Annotated in this window: 13 protein-coding genes; 9 read left to right on the top strand and 4 right to left on the bottom strand. The window is 48.2% G+C overall.

Translation table 11 applies throughout. The features are described from left to right. Window positions 1-2: 2 nt before the first annotated feature. The 3 genes from C2M24_RS07845 to C2M24_RS07855 all read right to left on the bottom strand — a co-directional run bounded on the left by C2M24_RS07845 (window position 3) and on the right by C2M24_RS07855 (window position 2,386). Window positions 3-1,121, bottom strand: coding sequence for a GGDEF domain-containing protein (locus C2M24_RS07845; RefSeq protein WP_105213985.1), 1,119 nt, complete (start codon window positions 1,119-1,121; stop codon window positions 3-5). Window positions 1,122-1,252: 131 nt separating this feature from the next. After that, window positions 1,253-1,972 (bottom strand): methyltransferase family protein, encoded by a 720-nt coding sequence (locus tag C2M24_RS07850; RefSeq protein ID WP_105213987.1) that lies wholly within the window; start codon window positions 1,970-1,972, stop codon window positions 1,253-1,255. A gap of 39 nt (window positions 1,973-2,011) precedes the next feature. Beyond that, on the bottom strand, window positions 2,012-2,386 hold the full coding sequence (locus C2M24_RS07855) for a hypothetical protein (RefSeq protein WP_105213989.1): 375 nt from the start codon (window positions 2,384-2,386) through the stop codon (window positions 2,012-2,014). A gap of 176 nt (window positions 2,387-2,562) precedes the next feature. Here C2M24_RS07855 and C2M24_RS07860 point away from each other — a divergent pair, with 176 nt between their 5' ends. From C2M24_RS07860 to C2M24_RS07890, 8 genes are all read left to right on the top strand, one after another. Beyond that, on the top strand, window positions 2,563-3,396 hold the full coding sequence (locus C2M24_RS07860) for a mechanosensitive ion channel family protein (protein WP_105201353.1): 834 nt from the start codon (window positions 2,563-2,565) through the stop codon (window positions 3,394-3,396). 117 nt (window positions 3,397-3,513) lie between these two features. Then, complete coding sequence (locus tag C2M24_RS07865; protein ID WP_105213991.1) at window positions 3,514-3,831, top strand: hypothetical protein; 318 nt, start codon at window positions 3,514-3,516, stop codon at window positions 3,829-3,831. A 140-nt stretch (window positions 3,832-3,971) separates the two neighbouring features. Then, entirely contained in the window at window positions 3,972-4,736 is a 765-nt protein-coding gene (locus C2M24_RS07870) for a response regulator transcription factor (RefSeq protein WP_105201355.1), read from the top strand. 4 nt (window positions 4,737-4,740) lie between these two features. After that, window positions 4,741-6,993: a tetratricopeptide repeat protein gene (locus tag C2M24_RS07875; RefSeq protein ID WP_105201356.1), complete on the top strand. Its 2,253-nt coding sequence runs from the start codon at window positions 4,741-4,743 to the stop codon at window positions 6,991-6,993. 854 nt (window positions 6,994-7,847) lie between these two features. Next, a complete protein-coding gene (locus C2M24_RS07880; protein WP_105213993.1) occupies window positions 7,848-9,662 on the top strand; it encodes a S8 family serine peptidase in 1,815 nt (604 codons plus the stop codon). Between the two features lie 867 nt (window positions 9,663-10,529). After that, window positions 10,530-14,021, top strand: coding sequence for a S8 family serine peptidase (locus C2M24_RS07885; protein ID WP_105213995.1), 3,492 nt, complete (start codon window positions 10,530-10,532; stop codon window positions 14,019-14,021). A 126-nt stretch (window positions 14,022-14,147) separates the two neighbouring features. Beyond that, window positions 14,148-14,726: a hypothetical protein gene (locus C2M24_RS15980; protein ID WP_158683720.1), complete on the top strand. Its 579-nt coding sequence runs from the start codon at window positions 14,148-14,150 to the stop codon at window positions 14,724-14,726. Next, complete coding sequence (locus C2M24_RS07890; protein WP_158683721.1) at window positions 14,690-15,157, top strand: proprotein convertase P-domain-containing protein; 468 nt, start codon at window positions 14,690-14,692, stop codon at window positions 15,155-15,157. Before C2M24_RS15980 ends, C2M24_RS07890 begins: the two co-directional genes overlap by 37 nt. Here C2M24_RS07890 and C2M24_RS15985 read toward each other — a convergent pair. Next, entirely contained in the window at window positions 15,154-15,336 is a 183-nt protein-coding gene (locus C2M24_RS15985; RefSeq protein ID WP_158683722.1) for a hypothetical protein, read from the bottom strand. The genes C2M24_RS07890 and C2M24_RS15985 overlap by 4 nt on opposite strands. A gap of 903 nt (window positions 15,337-16,239) precedes the next feature. On the opposite strand from C2M24_RS15985, the gene C2M24_RS07895 reads away from it, so the two are divergent. Beyond that, complete coding sequence (locus C2M24_RS07895) at window positions 16,240-19,737, top strand: S8 family serine peptidase (RefSeq protein ID WP_105213999.1); 3,498 nt, start codon at window positions 16,240-16,242, stop codon at window positions 19,735-19,737. The last annotated feature ends 102 nt before the right edge of the window (window positions 19,738-19,839 follow it).

Here is a 19,839-nt window from a genome sequence, read left to right on the forward strand (position 1 = left end):
TGCTAGCTAAACGCTAGATCGGCTTCTTCGTCCTGGCCATGGTTTATAACCTTATTGCGTCCTGTTTCTTTGGCGCGATACAGGGCGTTATCGGCACAGGTAAGCAAGCCCATCAGACAAGGTGTGTCGGGTGTTTTTTCCGCGGCGCCGATACTCACGGTAAAGGTTAGCGCCGCCTCGCCGGGAAGCTCGATTTGAATCGCGCTAATGGCGTGGCGCAGGTTTTCAGCCACCGCCAGGGCACTGGCAATATCGGTTTCGGGCAGCACCACCACAAACTCTTCGCCGCCATAACGCGCCAGTGAATCGCTGGCTCTTAGGTTGGCCTTGAGAGTTGCAGCCACTTGCTTTAATGCCTCGTCGCCGACCAGGTGACCGTGCACGTCATTGATCTTTTTGAAGTAATCGATATCCAGCAGCAGTAATGACATGGGGTGCTGATAACGCTTGGCATTTTCAAACAGCTCTTCGCCTATCGACATAAACATACGACGGTTGTTGATCCCCGTCAGCGCATCGGTGGCAGCGAGGGCCTTTAGCTCTTTTTGGTAGAGATCTATGTTGTGGCTGAGTAAAGCCATGATGAAATAGGTTTCTATCATGGTCACGTAAATAACCGAATAAAATAACTGGCGTTCGGATTGGCCATCAAGCGAGATAATGGGTGTGGTGCCTCCTGCCTCGGAGCATAAATAAAAGAGGATGCCGCCGGCTAAACTAAAGACAAATTTTTCCACTCGATCATTTTCGTTAAAGAGCAAAAAAACCCCAGGGGTGATAATGAGATAATAAAAATGAAATCCAGCACCGACGCCAAAGGTATGCACACTAAAGAGGTAAACGTGTGCCATCAGTACGGTAAAAAACCATACCTTGGCCCCTCGGTAGAAGCGTTTATGGGAGAACAACAAACCCACGCCATAACAGGCAACAAAGACCAAGTTAATAGCTGCGACTGAGGTCTGGTTTAAAGAAAGAAGAAAATACAGAGCGTACAACAAGGCAACCACACAGGTCACCACACTGACCAGGTTAGTGGTTTGCACCTTTGTTGCTTCAACGTGTTCAAGGCGATCCGTGCCTATATTTATAAAACCCAGGTGAACAAGTTTTCTTATCATAGGGAGCGATTTTTACCGACGGCGCTGTGGCCGCACACTTTATTATTGTGACCTTATTCTGCCACAGCCTTTGTTTATATGTTACTTAATCAATGTGAATTTTTAACCTTATGGTAACTTTATTGATTAAATCAGAATACGCCTGGGATCAAGCGATAGCGCACCCGCTTGGTATAATCCCTGTACCCCACTAACTCGTTTTGCAAGGTTTTATCTTCTAATCGAGTTCTTATCAGGGTAATAAAGATAGCGAAAGCGGTTGGGATCAGAGTCCAAAGAGAGTCCAGCGCCAGCACTATGCCAAACAAGGCCAGAATACTTCCCGCATACCCGGGATGGCGAATTAATCGATACGGGCCAGTATCACACACCACATGGCCCCGCTCCGTTTGAATGCGCACCACACTGGCGAAAAAGCGGTTTTCCACCAATGCCCAGGTAGCAAACCAATAGCCAAGGGCGACCAAGATAAAACCCAGACAATTAAGCCACAGGGGAAGAGCATCAGACCATGAATACCTATGGTCCAGCGCGGCCACTATGATCATGGGAAAACCTATGCTGATAGCCATTAAAGGAGCCAGTACCTTATCCCAGGGTTTGGCTTTTTTAATGCTTTCAATATTATGCCGCTCGGCTATCAGCCCAGGATTATGTCGCTCTGCCAACATATGCCCGCCAACACCAAAGACAAACACCAGTGCCGAATAAACCCAGGCCTGCCACCAATAAATATCCGAGCTACAAATAAATAAGATCACCGGAAATGACAGATACAGCAGGATAAGGTCAAGCCATTGACGTGTGGTCATGCTTTGCGGGGCGGTTTTTAAGCGTGAATTGGCTGGCATTTCAGTCTCAAAATAAGGGTTAACAGCGAGACTTGCTGGTTAATCCGTGCACATGGCGTATTCGGCGACGCCATCGAAAATTCTTTGGTAGCAGCCGCAGGGATCATTATCGACCTTGCACTGGCCAATGACTTCACTGCCTTCGGCCACAAAATCGCCGACAACAAGACAATCTCCCTCGCATTCAGAACCACTGCGACATTGTTTGCCGGCATCGGGATACTTGTATATACAAGCGGGGATGGCATTCATACACACAGCTTTTATCACCCCGCCCTTATCAAGGCAGGCGATCACATCAATGCGCGTTAGGGCATCTGCCCTTATTTGTTGCAAGGCAGCGTCCGGATTCTCGTTTGCGGCAAACAAGCCAGACGAAAATAATAAGGCAATAATGAGTTTCCAGTATTTCATAATTCCAACGTGTAATTATCACTGTGGCGTCGGGCTCTGTGTGTAAGCGTTAAAACCCAGACGCAATTATTTGGCGAACCTTTGCTAATTATAGATTCAAATACTAATTGTCACTCGAATTACAGGTGCTAAGTCGTTACTATTTAGCAAACACATTATTCGAGAAAAAACCTTAGATGATCGAACAAGAAATAGCCCAGGTAGAGCGCTACTACCAGATGGCGATTGATTTCCTAGTAACTTACAGTGCTCAGCTGGTATTGGCTCTGATACTACTGGTTTTCGGCCTCTGGTTGGCACAACGCATTAGCCGCTGGATATTCACCCTAATGCAGGGCCGTAACATAGACATTACCCTGACGACCTTTACCAGTAACCTGGTACGCGTCTTACTTATTGTCACCTTTGTGGTCATAGCTCTGGGTAAAGTAGGCATCAGCGTGACTCCCTTCGTCGCCGCCATAGGTGCCGCCTCTTTGGGCGCCGGCCTGGCATTGCAAGGCATGTTGTCAAACTACGGCGCGGGTCTGGCCATCATTGCCACCCGTCCCTTTGTGGTCGGCGACACCATTACGGTTAAGGGCGTCACAGGTCAGGTCAGCGCCATTGAGCTGGGCATGACGCATTTACGCGATGAAGACGAAGTGGAGATCACCATTCCCAACAAGCATATTGTCGGTGAAATCATCCATAATTCATTCGATTACTCTCTAGAAGAAGGTACCATTGGCATTGCCTACGATGCCGATTATGAGCAGGCGGAAGCCTTGATTTCTGAAGTATTAGAGTCGCAAACGGGTATCGCGCAAACACCCAAACCTCAGGTAGGGATTAACGAATTTGCCGACAGCAGTGTGGTGATCTTATATCGCTATTGGGCGCCCACCAAGGCCAAGGTCGCCACCCGGCTGGAAATCAACAAGGCAGTATTTCAGGCCTTACAACAGGCGCATATAGAGATCCCCTTTCCCCAGCGTGTGGTTACACTTAAGCAAGAAGCCCATTCTTAACCTTCTTAATCTAGGGCACGCTCCGGCGTGCCTGCACGCTTAGACCCTGCCACCCTAGCCCGCGCCAATAGGCTATACTCATAGCAAATAAAAAGTGTTTAAAAACAGGGCGTAAATATGTTCTTTGGTTTAATGTCGGCAAATATCCGCAATAAAGTTCCGCTCGCCGCAGCCATGCTGATTCTTATTGCTATCGCACTGATAGGGATAATGCTTGCAGATGAACCCGCGGATGCTGAACCCGCAGCCAGCGCCGAGATTAGTCCCCCACTCACGCCCTCGCAGGCGCGGTTAAATGAGACCCCGGATCTACTCAGTCCCGACTTTATCGCCACCAAGGGCAGTCACTGCGAAAAGTATTACCTTATCTATAAGCAAGAGCCTAGCCAGCACAATGAAGAAGTCGCGCGGCAGGTATGTCGTAATTTCAATTAGCAACCGGGCCATCACCTGTAAGAAATGCCGCCGGGAGCCACTTTTACTCCCTTACCCGAGTGCAAAACATTGATATACAACTCAATACAATCTCATGTATGATGACCGAGTTATGAATAAAATGTTACTATCTGGGCAATATGATGAATGGGAAAGATAATAACTGGATTTTAGTCGTCGATGACGACATCGAGTTAGCGCAACTAGTGTCAGGGTTTCTTGAAACCAACGGCTATAAAACCAAAATTGAGCACAACGGCTTGAAAGCGCTGCAAACCATAATCACCGAGCAGCCTACTCTGGTGGTGCTTGATGTCATGCTGCCGGATATGGACGGACTGTCTGTATGTCGCCAGGCTCGCTATGGGTACCCGGGGTTAGAGGGCACCTACGACGGTCCTATCCTTATGCTTACCGCCTTGGACAATGACATTGATGAAGTAGCCGGCCTCGAAACCGGTGCCGACGATTACTTAGCCAAGCCAGTGCGCTCGCGGGTTCTGCTAGCCCGGGTACGTGCTCTGTTGCGCCGCAACCCTCATGAAGTGGCGCCTTTACCTAGTACAGAAGTACAGGAACAAGAGCCGGTTGAAGATGAGGCCTTAATAAAGTTCGATGATCTGGTAATAGATAAGAAGTATCAAAGCGCCGAGCAAAACGGCAAGGCCGTAGATTTGACCACAGCGGAATTTGAATTACTGGCGCTGCTTGCCAGCAATCCTGGGGTGATCTGCGACAGGGAGTTTATATCCGAGCATTTTGCCAAGCTTGGCTATGAAAGCTCCAATAGAACCATAGACTTGCGCGTATCACGTATTCGTAAAAAGCTTGGCGATGATAACCATCCTTCGACTAGAATTAGAACTATCCACGGTAAAGGCTATCTGTTTGTAGGGGATAGATAACACGATGCGCTTTAAACTGGTATTACTCTTATTTTTACTCCTAGGTACCGGGCTTTGGCTCAGTACCTCGGTGCAGGGTAATGACGGTACAGAACAAAACTCGGTGGCACAGCTTGAGGCACAACTGCCGCAGGCCAAGGGCGCAGACAAAAGTCTGATTTTAACCGAGCTGGTTGAAGCCTATCGTGATAACAATCCGCCACGCAGTTTAGACTATGCCGAGCAGGCCTTGGCCATCTTTGCCAAGTATCCTAATGCTAAGCGTCAGATCACGGTACTTAATAACATGGCCTGGGCCCATATCACCCTGGGCCAATACGAGCAGGCACAGGCCCGTACCGATCAAAGCCAGGCTTTGTCTAAAGAAGCCGACTATAAACGCGGCCTGTATGTATCTGTTACCATGCAGGGGATCATCTATTGGCGTACCGCCAATTACCAGTCCGCACTGAAAAACTTTGAGCAGGCACTTGAGATAGCCGAGGAGCAAAAAGACACCCGCGGCATCGCCAACACCACCAATTATATTGCCATTATTCACCAGACCTTGGGCGAGCCAAAAAAAGCGCTGGAGTATTTTCAAAGCGCCTTTGAACTGCAACAGCAAATTGGCGAAGAGAAAAGCATCGCCGTATCTCTCAATAACCTGGCCAATATACACGGCACCAGCGGCAACTACAGTTTAGCCCTGGATTACCAACTAAAGTCCCTGACCATACGCGAGCGTATTAACGATGTTCCCGGCCTAGCGCAGGTGCTTGGCAACATAGGCCTAACCTACTTCTATCTTGAAGACTATGATATGGCCTTGTCTTACCTGCAGCGGGCACTGGGTTATTACGAAACCCTGCAGGACAAGCTTGGCATTGCCGAAATGCTGACCAACCTGGGAGCCGTGCACCAACGTAAACACCAATTTGATGCGGCACTGCATCAATATCAATCCGCCTTGGAACTTGCCCAGGAATTGGATGATGTTGCCATGATGGCACGTATAAAAATTGATATTGCCAGCGCCTATATAGAGTTGGGTGATGCGGGCTTGGCTCAGGAATACGCCGAGCCAGCATTGCAAAAAATCATTGATTTAAAAATTATCCCCCTGCAGGCCAATGCCTTGTTGGTCAGCGCCAAAACGGCCAGACTCAAAGGCGAGATAACCCAAGCCATACATTTAACTAATCGCTCCATAGAGGTGGCAACGGATGTTGAAGATAAGCGCATGGTGCGCGATGCCTATCAGTATCTCTATCAGATCTATAAGGACAAGAATGAACTGGCCGAAGCGCTTCACTACCTGGAGCTGTTCAAGCAGGTCAACGATGAAATGTTTAACTCAGAGAGCGATCAGCGCGTTGCCTTCTTATTAAGCCACTTTGAAGCAGAAAAAAGAGAACAGCAGATCAAACTCTTGCAGGCGGATCAAAGCCTAAAACGCAGCGAGATTGAACAGCAAAGATACACACGTAATGTGTGGATCGCCTCCCTGTGCGCCAGCTTTGCCTTTATCCTGCTTTTCGTAAAGCGGATGCATCAAAATAAGATAAACCGCTCATTAAATGAAAACATCAAATCGCAGCGCGAGCTGATTCAAGCGGTAGCCCATGAATTTAGGGCGCCTTTGGCGCGGGTACAACTGGCCTTCGATATGCTTGAGGACTCACTTAATGGCGACAACGGCAAGCTGTTAACCACCAAGATAAATAATGGCCTTACCGAGCTCGAAAAGCTGGTCAAAGAAGCGTTGGATTTTATCCAATTAGAGAATAAATCTCGGGCGCTACACACCAGTGAAATTAAGCTCGGCAATCTACTGTCGCGACAACTCGAGTCCCATGTCGACCTCTACGCTGATATTCATTTCGAGCTCACCGAGAAGGGGCCCCAGCCTTGTGTGGTGCAAGCCGACAGTCATCAATTAAACCGCGCTGTTTCCAATATTATTCGCAACGCCGCCCGTTTTGCCGAAACACAGGTGCATGTCACTTTAAATAACCTAGCGCACCATTATGAGATCTGTATTGAAGACGACGGTCCCGGTATTCCCGTAGCCGAGCGCCAACGGGTAATCGAACCCTTTGTGCGCCTCGACTTAAGTCGTTGTCGCGATTCCGGCGGTGTGGGCCTGGGTCTGGCGTTGGCGAAAAAGATAAGCGAAGCCCATGGTGGTAAGTTGATCGTAGGTTCATCGAGCCTAGGCGGCGCCAAACTCACCATTCGCTGTCCGAAAAAACCACCCACCATCAATAACGCCTAATGTAGGTCGGCCTTCAGGCCGACAAATATGCACATGATTCACGCTGTAGCTCGGCATTTGCCGCCAAGGTTGTAGGTCGGGCTTTCAGAGCGACGCTTAAGCAACATTCTTCCTTTGTCGGCGCAAAGCACCGACCTACAAATGGCACCATCTCGTGGTAGGTCGGCCTTTAGGCCCGACGATTAAGCATCATTCTTCCTTTGTCGGCGCAAAGCACCGAGCTACATATAGGCACCATCTCGTGGTAGGTCGGCCTTCAGGCCGACAAATATGCACATAATTCACGCTGTAAGCCCGGCCTTTGCCGCCAAGGTTGTAGGTCGGACTTTCAGAGCGATGATTAAGCAACATTCTTCCTTTGTCGGCGACAAAAAAAGCATCGCCCACAACACCGACCCACATTAGGTCGCTTCTATCCCAACAAAAAAACAACAGAAATACCCACTTTGGGAATAAAGTGACCGACCTATACGCAAATTGCCTAGAAATTATCAGTTAATTTGATAACTGCAACTTATCGAATAATTCTTCTATTTTTCCGATACTTACCATACTTATTTAGGATTTTTTTGAAAGTTTTTTGTCATTACTGTGTACAAAAGGTTAAATTTATTTGATCTTTAGTGTCCATATGTATATAAATGTATATGTTGAGTCATTGAAATTGATTCCTCACTCCTCTCAGAGTTAAGGGATCACGTTATATTTTTTAGCAAGTTCAAATATTTATGCCTGAGCACCAGAAGCCGCAAAGATAAATAGCATTGAACACCAACTTGTAGGTCATACGCGTTTTCGCGGTGTACGGACAACACCAAGGTAACGCCAACCCCTACACACATTGGAGCAAAGTTATGAAGGTAACAAAAATAGCGAGCGCCTTAGCGGCATTAACACTTAGCGCAGCAGCAAGCGCTCAAGCAGACGATTCTCGTTTTGTAATCCAGGTTGATAACAACAGTAAAGGCGTTATCAAAGCACTAGCCATTCAGTCTGGCGCAGAAATTAAAGTAGATGGCGAAGGTTTCTTTGCCGCTAGCTTCCCTGGCATGGACCTTTCTCAGGTTAAGGGTGTTCTTAATAACCCACATGTAAAACTAATTGAAAAAGACCAAATCCGTAAGCCATTCGCTTTATACAACGACGATGCCGGCAACCCTATGACCGGTCAGCTTACACCGTATGCTGTGTATCAGTCACAGGCTAACCAAGTACCTTTCATCGCCGGCGCAGGCATGAAAGTATGTGTTATCGACTCTGGTCTTGATAAATCAAACCCTGATTTCAACTGGGCTGGCATCACGGGTGATTATGACCCAGGCACAGGCGATTGGAATGTAAACGGTGGTCCACACGGCACGCACGTAGCCGGTACCATTGGCGCCAGCGATAATGAATACGGCGTAGTGGGCATGGCCCCAGGCGTTGAAATGCACATTGTTAAGGTATTCACCGAGCGCGGCTGGGCTTACTCTTCAGATCTTGCCCATGCAACTAACTTATGTAGCCAGGCCGGTGCCAACATCATCAACATGAGCCTAGGTGGCGGCGGCAGCAACAGCATTGAAGGTAATGCCTTTGCTGAATTCAGTGCCAATGGTGGTCTGATCGTAGCGGCGGCCGGTAACGATGGTAACTCAGCTGCTTCTTATCCTGCAGCCTACCCTGCAGTAATGATGGTTGGTGCCAATGACGCTGATAACAAGATTGCATCTTTTTCTCAGTTTCCAAGCTGTACAACCGGCCGCGGCAAGCGCGCCAACTTCGATGAAACCATCTGCGTTGAAGCAACAGCCGGTGGCGTTCAAACGCTTTCTACCTACCCTGCGGGCATGGCGGGCATTGCAGCGCTAAATGCCGATGGTACTTTCTATAGCACGGCGGGCATGGAAAACGGCGGTGATGTTACGGCTGCAGCTTATTTCATGGGCACAGCAGAGTCTGTTGACAACGGCGCTAATGGTCGTGTTTGTGTTATCGACCGCGGTAATATCAGCTTCCACGATAAAGTTGCTAACTGTGAAGCCTCAGGCGGCGTCGGTGCGGTTATCGTCAACAACGTTGATGGCGTACTTTATGGCACCCTAGGTGATTTCAACAGCACTTCAATTCCTGCTGTAGGCGCAGACTTGGCTGACCGCGATGCCCTAGTTAACGCTGCATCAATCAACGTCAGCGTGACCGCATCAGATTACGGTTACATGAGCGGTACCTCTATGGCTTCACCTGCGGTAGCCGGTGTTGCAGCCCTGGTATGGTCAAACCACACCGAATGTACGGGTGAGCAAATCCGTGACGCATTGAAGATGACTGCCGAAGACCAAGGTGCAGCGGGTCACGACGTATACTTCGGTTACGGTATCGTTAAGGCCAAGGCCGCGCACGATTACCTAACGCAAAACGGTTGTGGCAACACCCCAACTCCGGGTGAGCTATCACTGAGCGCCACACATACCTTTGCCAAAGGCAAAAACCAGGTAGAGCTTGTTGCCCTAGGTGCGTCGTCTGGTAGTGCAGATATCTACCGTGATGGTGCCAAAATCGCCACTGTTGCCAATGGTACTCAGTACAACGACGCATTCTCACGTAAGGCTAGCGGTACCTACACCTATAAAGCCTGTGATCAAAACACCACAGACTGTACTGCTGAGCAAGTGATCTCTTTCTAAGCAGAAACTAATTTCTAGTTGGACCTTAACCAAAGCAGTGCGCCCATCCCCATTGGGCCTCTGCTTTTTTTCTTTATATACCCGACCCAAATTCTTTAACGCCACTGCGCGTACCAAGCCCCCCATCTATGCGATAGGCCTTAACCTGGCCAATGCATCAGGCGCTGCCAACAGCTTGCCAACGAGGAACACCTGCAACCTTGAGCCCCCCTTGCCCCTGGTATTAACACAGGCATCTAAGGTCAGCCTCTCTAGGCTTATAAAACCCCTAGTTAAAGCCCCGCAAGCAGCTTTAGTGCAAGACTCTGCTCTTTTGACACCAGTCCCCTGCTCCGCTTTCCAGCAAGGCTGAGCGCCAATCGGCCAGCACTCGGAGTTCGTTTGTATACAGTGTATACATGTTCTCGCCACGGTTCGAAATCAGCAGGTTGTGATACAAACTCATATACATTTACATGCTCTCTGGGTTTTTCTCCGGCCTGGGAATGCCCCTGCACATCTCTGCATAAATAACGCGCAATAGTGCATAAATACTGGCTTTATAGGACATTTGTCCTGCTAACAATTCTATTGCAATTTACACATCAATAGACAAAAACACGAAATTCTTCCGATGAAGAAAAAATATTTTGTCATTTTCCTGTAATAAAAACCCCTTTTAAATCAACCTGCTGCATACTTTCTATACGTTTTTTATAAATAAATGTGAATTTTTTGCGTCATTTTTATTGATCATATACAAATGAAGGTATATAACTATATACATTCGCATACAAGAAGTGCGAGCGTGCGACTTACAGGGAGAATGAAGTGGGTACGTACAAGTGAACCAACCATAAGTTAAATTTACATACAACAGGAGATCAGATGATGAAAACGCCCAAGAAGTCATCTTCCAAACTAATCAAAACACTAGTAGGTACTACACTATTAGCTGGTATCAGTCCTGTTGCTTTAGCAGTAGCGCAAGCGCCACACAAAGCAGCACCAGAATACGATCAACAAACTGTTATCGTTAAGTTCAAACAAAAAGTAGCAAAGAAAGAGCGTAAAGAGCTTGCTCGCAACCTTGGCGTATCTTTCAAAGATAAAAACAATGACGGTGTTGATGACCGCCTACGCAACATTGCTAACGGTCGCCTTGCGGTACTAGATCTTGGCCAAGGCCGTAAAGTTGATGCGGTATTGGCTGGCCTTAAAAACCACCCACTTGTAGAGTACGCAGAGCCTAACTTCATCGTTAAGCATCAAGCGACTCCTAACGACCCTAGCTATGCAAACCTTTACGGCATGCAAAAAATCTCTGCCGAAGCGGCATGGGATTACACCATCGGTGATGCATCAGTAATCGTAGGTGTTATCGACACAGGTTTCGATTTCCAACACCCTGACCTTGTAAACAACATCTGGCGCAACCCGAACGAGATCCCTGGAAACGGTATCGATGACGACGGTAACGGTTATATCGATGACATCCACGGTATCTCAGCCATCCTAGACAATGGTAACCCTCAAGACACTGGTCTTCACGGTACTCACGTAGCCGGTACTATCGGTGCTCAAGGTGACAACAACCTAGGTGTTGTTGGTGTAAACTGGCGTACCAGCATGGTAGGTTGTAGCTTCCTAGGCTCAGCTGGCGGTACCCTAGCCGATGGCGTTCAGTGTATCGACTATATGATCGGTCTTAAAAATGCTGGTAACAACGTTCGCGTTCTTAACAACAGCTGGGGTGGCGGTGGTTTCACGCAAACTCTTAAAGATGCAATCACAGCAGCTAACAACGCCGATATGCTATTCGTAGCGGCAGCAGGTAACGATTCATCTGATATCGATCCAGGCGGTTTCTACCCTGCAGGTTATGACGTACCAAACGTAATGGCCGTTGCTTCTACCGACAGCCAAGACAACCTTTCTGGTTTCTCAAACTTCGGTGACGAGCTAGTACACATTGCCGCTCCTGGTCACTTCATTGTTTCAACCGTTCCTGGTGGTGGCTATGACACACTAAGCGGTACTTCAATGGCCACGCCTCACGTAGCCGGTGCTGCAGCGCTTCTATTATCTGGTAACCCAGACCTAACTACTGCGCAGCTTAAACAGGTTCTAATGAGCACGGGTGATGACGTAGCCGCATTACAAGGCAAAACCATCAACGGCAAGCGCATGAACGTGTTTAATGCCTTGGCTGATTCAGGCGGTACGGGTCCTTCATTCTTTATGAATGCCACGCCTTCGTCTGCAACGGTTAACCAAAGCGAAAGCCAAGACTTCGTTATCGACCTTACCGCTGCCGGTGGTTTCACAGGCGATGCGACTCTAAGCCTGTCTACTGTTCCAGCTTTAGATGCACAAGTGCTATTTAGTCAAAACCCAGTTGCTGCTGACACAGCCACAACTATGACTATCAACACTACAACTGCAACTGCTCCTGGTACATACCAAATGACGGTTACAGCGGTAGACGGTGATATCACTAAGACATTACCTCTAACTCTTCGTGTATGGCCTGAAGGCAGCACCTCTACCAGCTTCAGCAATAACGAAGCGGTATTGATTGCCGATGATGCACCAGAAGCACCAGCTGAGAGCGTAATCAATGTACCTCACGAAATGATCATCACTGAGGTTGCAGGTCACGTTGACATCACTCACGACAACATCGCTGACCTAGTGATCAAGCTAGTAGCACCTAACGGTAAAGAGTCTGTACTTCGCAGCTTCGAAGGCCAAGCGGGTAACCGTCTTGAGATGGACTTTGTAAACTACGACCACGAGCTTGATAACGCTCTAGGTAACTGGACGCTACAAGTAGAAGACCACAACAACAACAACGCCGGTATTCTAAACAACTGGACGTTGAAGCTAAGCGGCGCCCCTCTAGGTGCTACTGACTTCGCTCCTAACGTGTCTATCGCAACTCCTGAAAACAACAGTGCCTTCCTTGTTGGCGAAACTGTAAGTTTCTCTGCAAATGCAAGCGACACTGAAGATGGCGACCTAACTTCAACTGTTGTATGGACGTCAAGTGTTGATGGTGTTATCGGCAACGGTGCAAGCTTCACTAAGTCTGACCTATCTGCTGGCGACCACGTAGTAACCGCTACTGTTACCGACTCAGCGGGTCAAACGACTAACCAGAGCATCGAGTTCTCTGTAGCAGCTGCTAACACTACGGTAAGTGGTTCTAACAACACAGCCATTGCACTTCCTGAGTGGGGCGGCCGTGTATTCACTGAAATCGACCTACCTACCGGTGTTGCTATCGATGCCCTAGAAGTGTCTGTAAACATCTCTTACGATTCAGTTCAATACTTGAACGTTTGGTTACAGTCTCCTGCTGGTACTCTAGTGAAGCTAGTAACTTGGCGTGACTTCTGGAATAAAGACCTTATCCATACCTTTACTCCAGTAGAATTCGCAGGTGAGTCAAGCAAGGGTAAATGGCGCCTATACGCTGAAGATACGTCAAGCTACGACATGCACGGCGTACTTAACAGCTGGAGCATCTCAGCATCTAACGGTGACGCGGTACTACCACCACCGGCTGAAAACACTGCACCTGTAGTGACTATCACTGCACCTACTGGTGGCACTAGCTTCAACCTAGGCGACAGCGTAACCTTCGAAGCAACAGCTATCGACGCAGAAGAAGGTGACATCAGTTCACGTATCGATTGGTACGATAACTTGAACGGTCACATCGGTACTGGCGGTCTATTCAGCACTAACTCACTAAGCGCTGGTAACCACATAGTTACTGCTGTAGCGTGGGATAATGATGAAGCATTCGACTCGAAGCAAGTATCTCTAACTGTTGTGGACGCTCCGGCTAACGTAGCACCTGTAGCTGACTTCAGCTTCGCCGCTACTGACCTTAACGTTCAGTTCACTGACCTATCTGGTGACACTGACGGTGCGGTAACAACTCACTCTTGGGACTTCGGTGACGGCGCTAGCTCAACTCTAGCTAACCCTTCACACAGCTACACAGCTGCGGGTACTTACACTGTAACCCTGACTGTAAGCGATGATGACGGTGCCGAGCACTCAATCACTAAAGACGTAACTGTGACTGAGCCTGTACCAGAGCCAACTATCTTTGTACAAGGTACTGCTGAAGCCTCTAACGGCCGTGTAGTAGCAAGCCTATCTTGGACTGCACAAACTGCAACTGAGTTTGATGTATACCGTGACGGAGCTCTAATTGACTCAGGTGTGAGCAAAACAAGCTACACAGACCGCTTTAACTCTACTGCGACTAGCTTCACTTACCAAGTATGTGAAACTGGCACTGCCAACTGTTCTTTAGAGGAAACCATTGCGGCTACTCCTAAGACTAAAGGTAAACGCAAGTAAGTTGTAACCCCTGGGAAGGCTCTCTAGAGCCTTCCTTTTTCTTCTTAATTTACGTTTATCTCTAGAGCGTAAATCAACAAGAGAAAATAGGGATTGTATTAATGTTCGAAAACCCGGAGCTTTATTGTGGCTAATCTTTCAACCCTAATCCGCTATCCACTACTAGCAACCGCAACCCTGGCTTGTATGCTGGCAAGCGACACAGACGTTTATGCGGCACACAATATCGATATCAATGACAGCTATGCGCTACACACCACAGGCTCGTCAATCGGCTCACAATGGCAACTTAGCAACCCGCTTTTTTCGAACAACCCTCTACGTATTGCATCTCGCACCCAACTGCCCTATGCGGCGAAAAGCATCGATGCCTTGGTTAGCGAGAACATATCCGGTGGTACACCAACGGCCAATGGCGCTGCCAAAACGGATAAACTAGACCCTAAATTTAATTTGCAGTGTGCCAGTTCGGTGCTCACCATCAACGCCGGTGATACCGCCAAGTTCAATTGCGAAAGCCGTATCATCGATGGTTTTAATGGTACATTGCGCCTTTCCTTAGCCTCCTCACTACCTGTGGGGCCAAACTATCGCACCGCGAAATCAACGCCGGCATGCCCTTTACCCTGGAAGTGCCAACCAAAAACAAAACCCAGTGGGGCGATTATGTGTTTACGATCACCGCCCATAAAGACAACCAGTTAAAACAGCAGTCGGTGACCTTAAAGATTCTGCCTCCAGGCGTGCAACCCTACAGTTTCAACAACGACGAGCCGATGAGCATAGTCGACAATGGTGCCGTCGCTCAAGAAAGCGAGATCTTTGTGCCGCAACAAATGAGCACCTTTTCATTGGCTGTGGAATTGGCGGTACGCCATAGCTGGCGCAGCGATCTTGCCATCGAGCTGGTCTCTCCCGGCGGCAGTGTGCATAGCCTGCATAACCGTAATGGCGGCTCAGGTGATGACATAAATCAAATCTATAAAATAGACACCTTTAACGGCGAAAATGCATACGGCCCCTGGCGGCTGCGTATTATCGACAAGGCTCCGGGCAATGTTGGTGAACTGCGCAACTGGAAGCTGCATTTAGACGGCTTCAGCAGCCTGCCTCATGGACAGCGCCTACTGCGCTAATCGCACAGGCAGTCGTTGATATCTATGGCATCTATTTGCTCGGACAGTAAAAACTGTTCTGCATAGGCCAGGTAAGCGTTTTCGGTTAGGAACACGTTAAACAGGGCCCGGTCGATATGCTCATCGGCTACCATAAAAGCTAGAGAAAACGACGGTGCCAAAATTGCCACTGTAGCCAACAGCACTCTGCACAGCGATATCTCTGACGCTAGGTAAGCGGCACCCTCACCTCTGAGGCCTGTGAGCAAGGCCCACAGAATGTGCTGCTGAGCAAATGTTCTCTTTCTAACCTGAATAAATCAATTTACAGTCGGACCTTAAGCAGAGAGCATCCCATGGTCTCTGTTTTTTCTTTGTATACAGCCTATACATATGCTCTGCACACTCCCCAAGTAACACTCGAGAAATTAACAGCTATAAAATGCATACAAGCAGAGCGCTACGTGCCCGACGCAAACGACAGATGCACCATTAAAATTCCGTATATTGACATCGGGAATGGATCAGAGCCCGCCATAACGGCCGTTTGATGGTGAATCTCTACCAAGAACGAGAGTTCCCCCCCTCTCGGTGCGGCTTTGCTCTACATACTTTGCATACAACATCCTTATAGGGTGGACGCCGCCACTCAGGCTGCCCGTACATAACCCATATACAATTAAGCTTTTTAATCGCATTCCTAAAGAGAACAAACGCACCCAGGCATCAGCGCATAAATATCACAAAAAACTGAATAACCATTGGTTTTATAGCACTTTTTTCCTGCCAACAAATCCATTGCAAATTACACATCAATACATAAGAAACAAGAAAACCTTCGAAAAACTGAAATTATTTTGCCATCACCCCGTAATAAAAACCCCTTTTAAATCATACAAAAGCATGTGTTTACACACCAATTATGAATAAATGTGAATTTTTTGTTTATTATTTATTGATCATATGCAAATAAAGGCATATAAATATATGCATATGGATACAATAAGTGCGAGCGTGCGACGACTTACAGGGAGAATGAAAATGAAGTGGGTGCGTACAAATAAAACAACCATAAGTTAAATTTACACACAACAGGAGATCAGATGATGAAAACGCCCAAGAAGTCATCTTCCAAATTAATAAACGCCCTAGTAGGTACAACACTACTAGCTGGTATCAGCCCTGTAGCCCTAGCGGTTGCTAAAGCACCGTTCAAAGCAACACCTGACTACGATCAACAATCAGTTATCGTTAAGTTCAAACAAAAAGTAGATAAAAAAGATCGTAAAGACCTTACTCGTAATCTAGGCGTATCTTTCAAAGATAAAAACAACGACGGTGTTGATGACCGTTTACGTAACATTGCTAACGGTCGTCTAGCGGTGCTAGAGCTTGGTCAAGGCCGTAAAGTTGATGCGGTACTTGCCAGCCTTCAAAACCACCCACTTGTAGAATACGCAGAGCCTAACTACATCGTACACACTACTGCAGTTCCAAATGACACTTCATATGCAAGCCTTTACGGCATGCAGAAGATTCAAGCTGAAACAGCTTGGGACTATGTAATCGGTGATTCTTCTGTTGTTGTTGGTGTTATCGATACAGGTTTCGATTTCAACCACCCAGACTTGGCTAACAACATCTGGACCAACCCAAATGAAATAGCCGGCAACGGTATCGATGATGACGGTAACGGTTATATCGATGACATCCACGGTATCTCAGCCATCCTAGACAATGGTAACCCGTCTGACACAGGTTCTCACGGTACTCACGTATCCGGTACTATCGGCGCCAAAGGTAACAACAACCTGGGTGTTGTCGGTGTTAACTGGCAAACCAGCATGGTAGGTTGTAGCTTCCTTGGCACAGGCGGCGGTACTCTAGCCGACGGCGTACAGTGTATCGACTATATGATCGGTCTTAAAAATGCCGGTAACAACGTTCGCGTTCTAAACAACAGCTGGGGTGGCGGTGGTTTCGCTCAATCGCTTAAAGATGCAATCACAGCAGCCAACAACGCCGATATGCTATTCGTAGCGGCAGCGGGTAACGACTCTGCTGACATCGACAACGGCGGTTTCTACCCTGCGGGTTACGATGTACCAAACGTAGTAGCAGTAGCTTCAACCGATAGCGCCGACAACCTGTCTGGTTTCTCAAACTATGGTGATCAGCTGGTTCACTTGGCTGCACCTGGTTCATTCATCCTGTCAACTACGCCTAACAACAGCTACGACACCTTCAGCGGTACGTCAATGGCCACACCTCACGTAGTTGGCGCTGCAGCCCTGCTCCTTGCGGGCAACCCGAACCTGACTACATCACAGCTAAAAAGTGTATTAATGAATACAGGTGATACGCTTGCGGCTTTGGCAGGTAAAACCATCTCAGGTAAGCGTTTGAACGTTGCCAATGCACTAATCGATTCGGGCGGCGCGGGTCCTTCTTTCTTCATGGAAGCAACGCCAACTAAATCAACCATCAACCAAGGCGACAGCCAGGCTTACTCAATCGACCTAGTTGCAGCAGGCGGTTTCAACGGCACAGCAACTATGAGCCTGACCAGCGTTCCTGCGCTTAACGCTGACGTGGTATTCGCACAAAACCCGGTTGCGGGCGACACTACTAACCTGATGACCATCAATACCACAGCTAATACTGCCCCTGGCACGTATAACATGACGGTTAACGCGACAGACGGTAACATCTCTAAGAACATCAACCTAGAGCTGAAAGTATGGCCTCAAGGTACAGTTTCTACTATGCTGACCAGCAACGAAGTCGTGCCTATCGTCGATGACCAGCCTTCAACCCCTGCAATCAGCAGCATCAATGTTCCTTACGACATGACGCTGACTCAGGTAGAAGTGTTTGTTGATATCACACACTCTTGGGCATCTGATCTGGTTGTGTCTGTCATTTCACCAGCCGGCGAAGAAGTTGTTCTGCACGACCGTGCGGGCGGCAACGGCACAGGCCTTGTTGGTAACTTTATTCCTACCGAATACGAGTTGGACAACGCACTGGGCGAATGGCAACTGAAAGTTACCGACAACGACTCGGGCGACTCGGGTGCTATCAACAGCTGGTCACTGAAACTGACTGGCGCACCTACAGCTGGCACAGACTTTGCGCCAAACGTACAGATCGCGACTCCTGCTAACCAGGGCGCATTCTTGAACGGTGAAACTATCAGCTTCAGCGCAAGCTCTAACGACACCGAAGACGGCGACCTGACTGCTGGCATCGTTTGGACGTCAAGCATCGACGGTGTAATCGGTAACGGCACTTCATTCACTAAGTCTGACCTGTCGGTAGGCGACCACGTGATCACAGCGACTTCAACAGACTCTGCCGGCCAAAGCAGCAGTGAAACAGTTGAACTGTCTGTTGCTAACGCTAACACTACGGTAAGCGGTGCAAACAACACAGCAATCGCTATGCCTGAGATGGGTGGTAAAGTCTTTACTGAAATCGACCTGCCTACCGGCGTTGCTATCGATGCAATTGAAGTAAATGTTGATATCTCATTTAACTCAGTTCAATACTTGAACGTATGGCTACAGTCTCCAACTGGCACCACGGTTAAACTGGTAACTTGGCGTCAATTCTGGAACGCAGACCTGGTACACACCTTTACACCGGTTGAGTTTGCAGGCGAGTCAAGCATGGGTACATGGCGTCTGTTTGTTGAAGATACGTCAAGCTACACCATGAACGGCGTACTGAACAACTGGAGCATCTCGGTATCAAACGGCAACGCGGTACTTCCGCCTCCGGCTGAAAACCAAGCCCCAGTGATGACTATCAATGCACCTATGGGTGGCACTAGCTTCAACCTAGGTGACAGCATCACCTTCGACGGTACGGCAACCGACGCTGAAGACGGTGACCTAAGCGCAGGTATCAGCTGGTACGATAACTTCAACGGCCTAATCGGTACTGGTGCTCTATTCAGCATCAACACACTAGGCGCTGGTGACCACATCGTGACTGCTATTGCGACTGACTCACAAGACGCGTTCGACCAGGCACAAGTAAGCTTCACTATCGTAGACGCGCCAGCTAACCTAGCACCTGTAGCTGACTTCACGTTCGCCGCTACTGACCTGGACGTACAGTTCAGCGACCTATCTGGTGACACTGACGGTGCGGTAACAACTCACTCTTGGGACTTCGGTGACGGCGCTAGCTCAACTCTAGCTAACCCTTCACACAGCTACACAGCTGCGGGTACTTACACTGTAACCCTAACTGTAAGCGATGATGACGGTGCCCAGCACTCAATCACTAAAGACGTAACTGTGACTGAGCCTGTACCAGTGCCAACTATCTTTGTACAAGGTACAGCTGAAACCGACGGTAACCGAGTAACAACGGATCTATCTTGGACTGCACAAACTGCAACTGAGTTTGATGTATACCGTGATGGTGCCCTAGTTGCCTCAGCTGTGAGAAAAACAGACTACACAGACCGCTTTAACTCAACCGCTACCAGCTTCACTTACCAAGTATGTGAAACTGGCACTGCCAACTGTTCTTTAGAAGAAACCATCGCGGCTTCTCCTAAGTCAAAAGGCAACGGTAAACGTAAGTAAGCTGTAACCCCTGGAAGGCTCTCTAGAGCCTTCCTTTTTCTTCTTAATTTACGTTTATCTCTAGAGCGTAAATCAACAAGAGAAAATAGGGATTGTATTAAT

Origin of the sequence: Pseudoalteromonas sp. T1lg22 (assembly GCF_002964645.1) — a bacterium.
Lineage (GTDB): Bacteria > Pseudomonadota > Gammaproteobacteria > Enterobacterales > Alteromonadaceae > Pseudoalteromonas.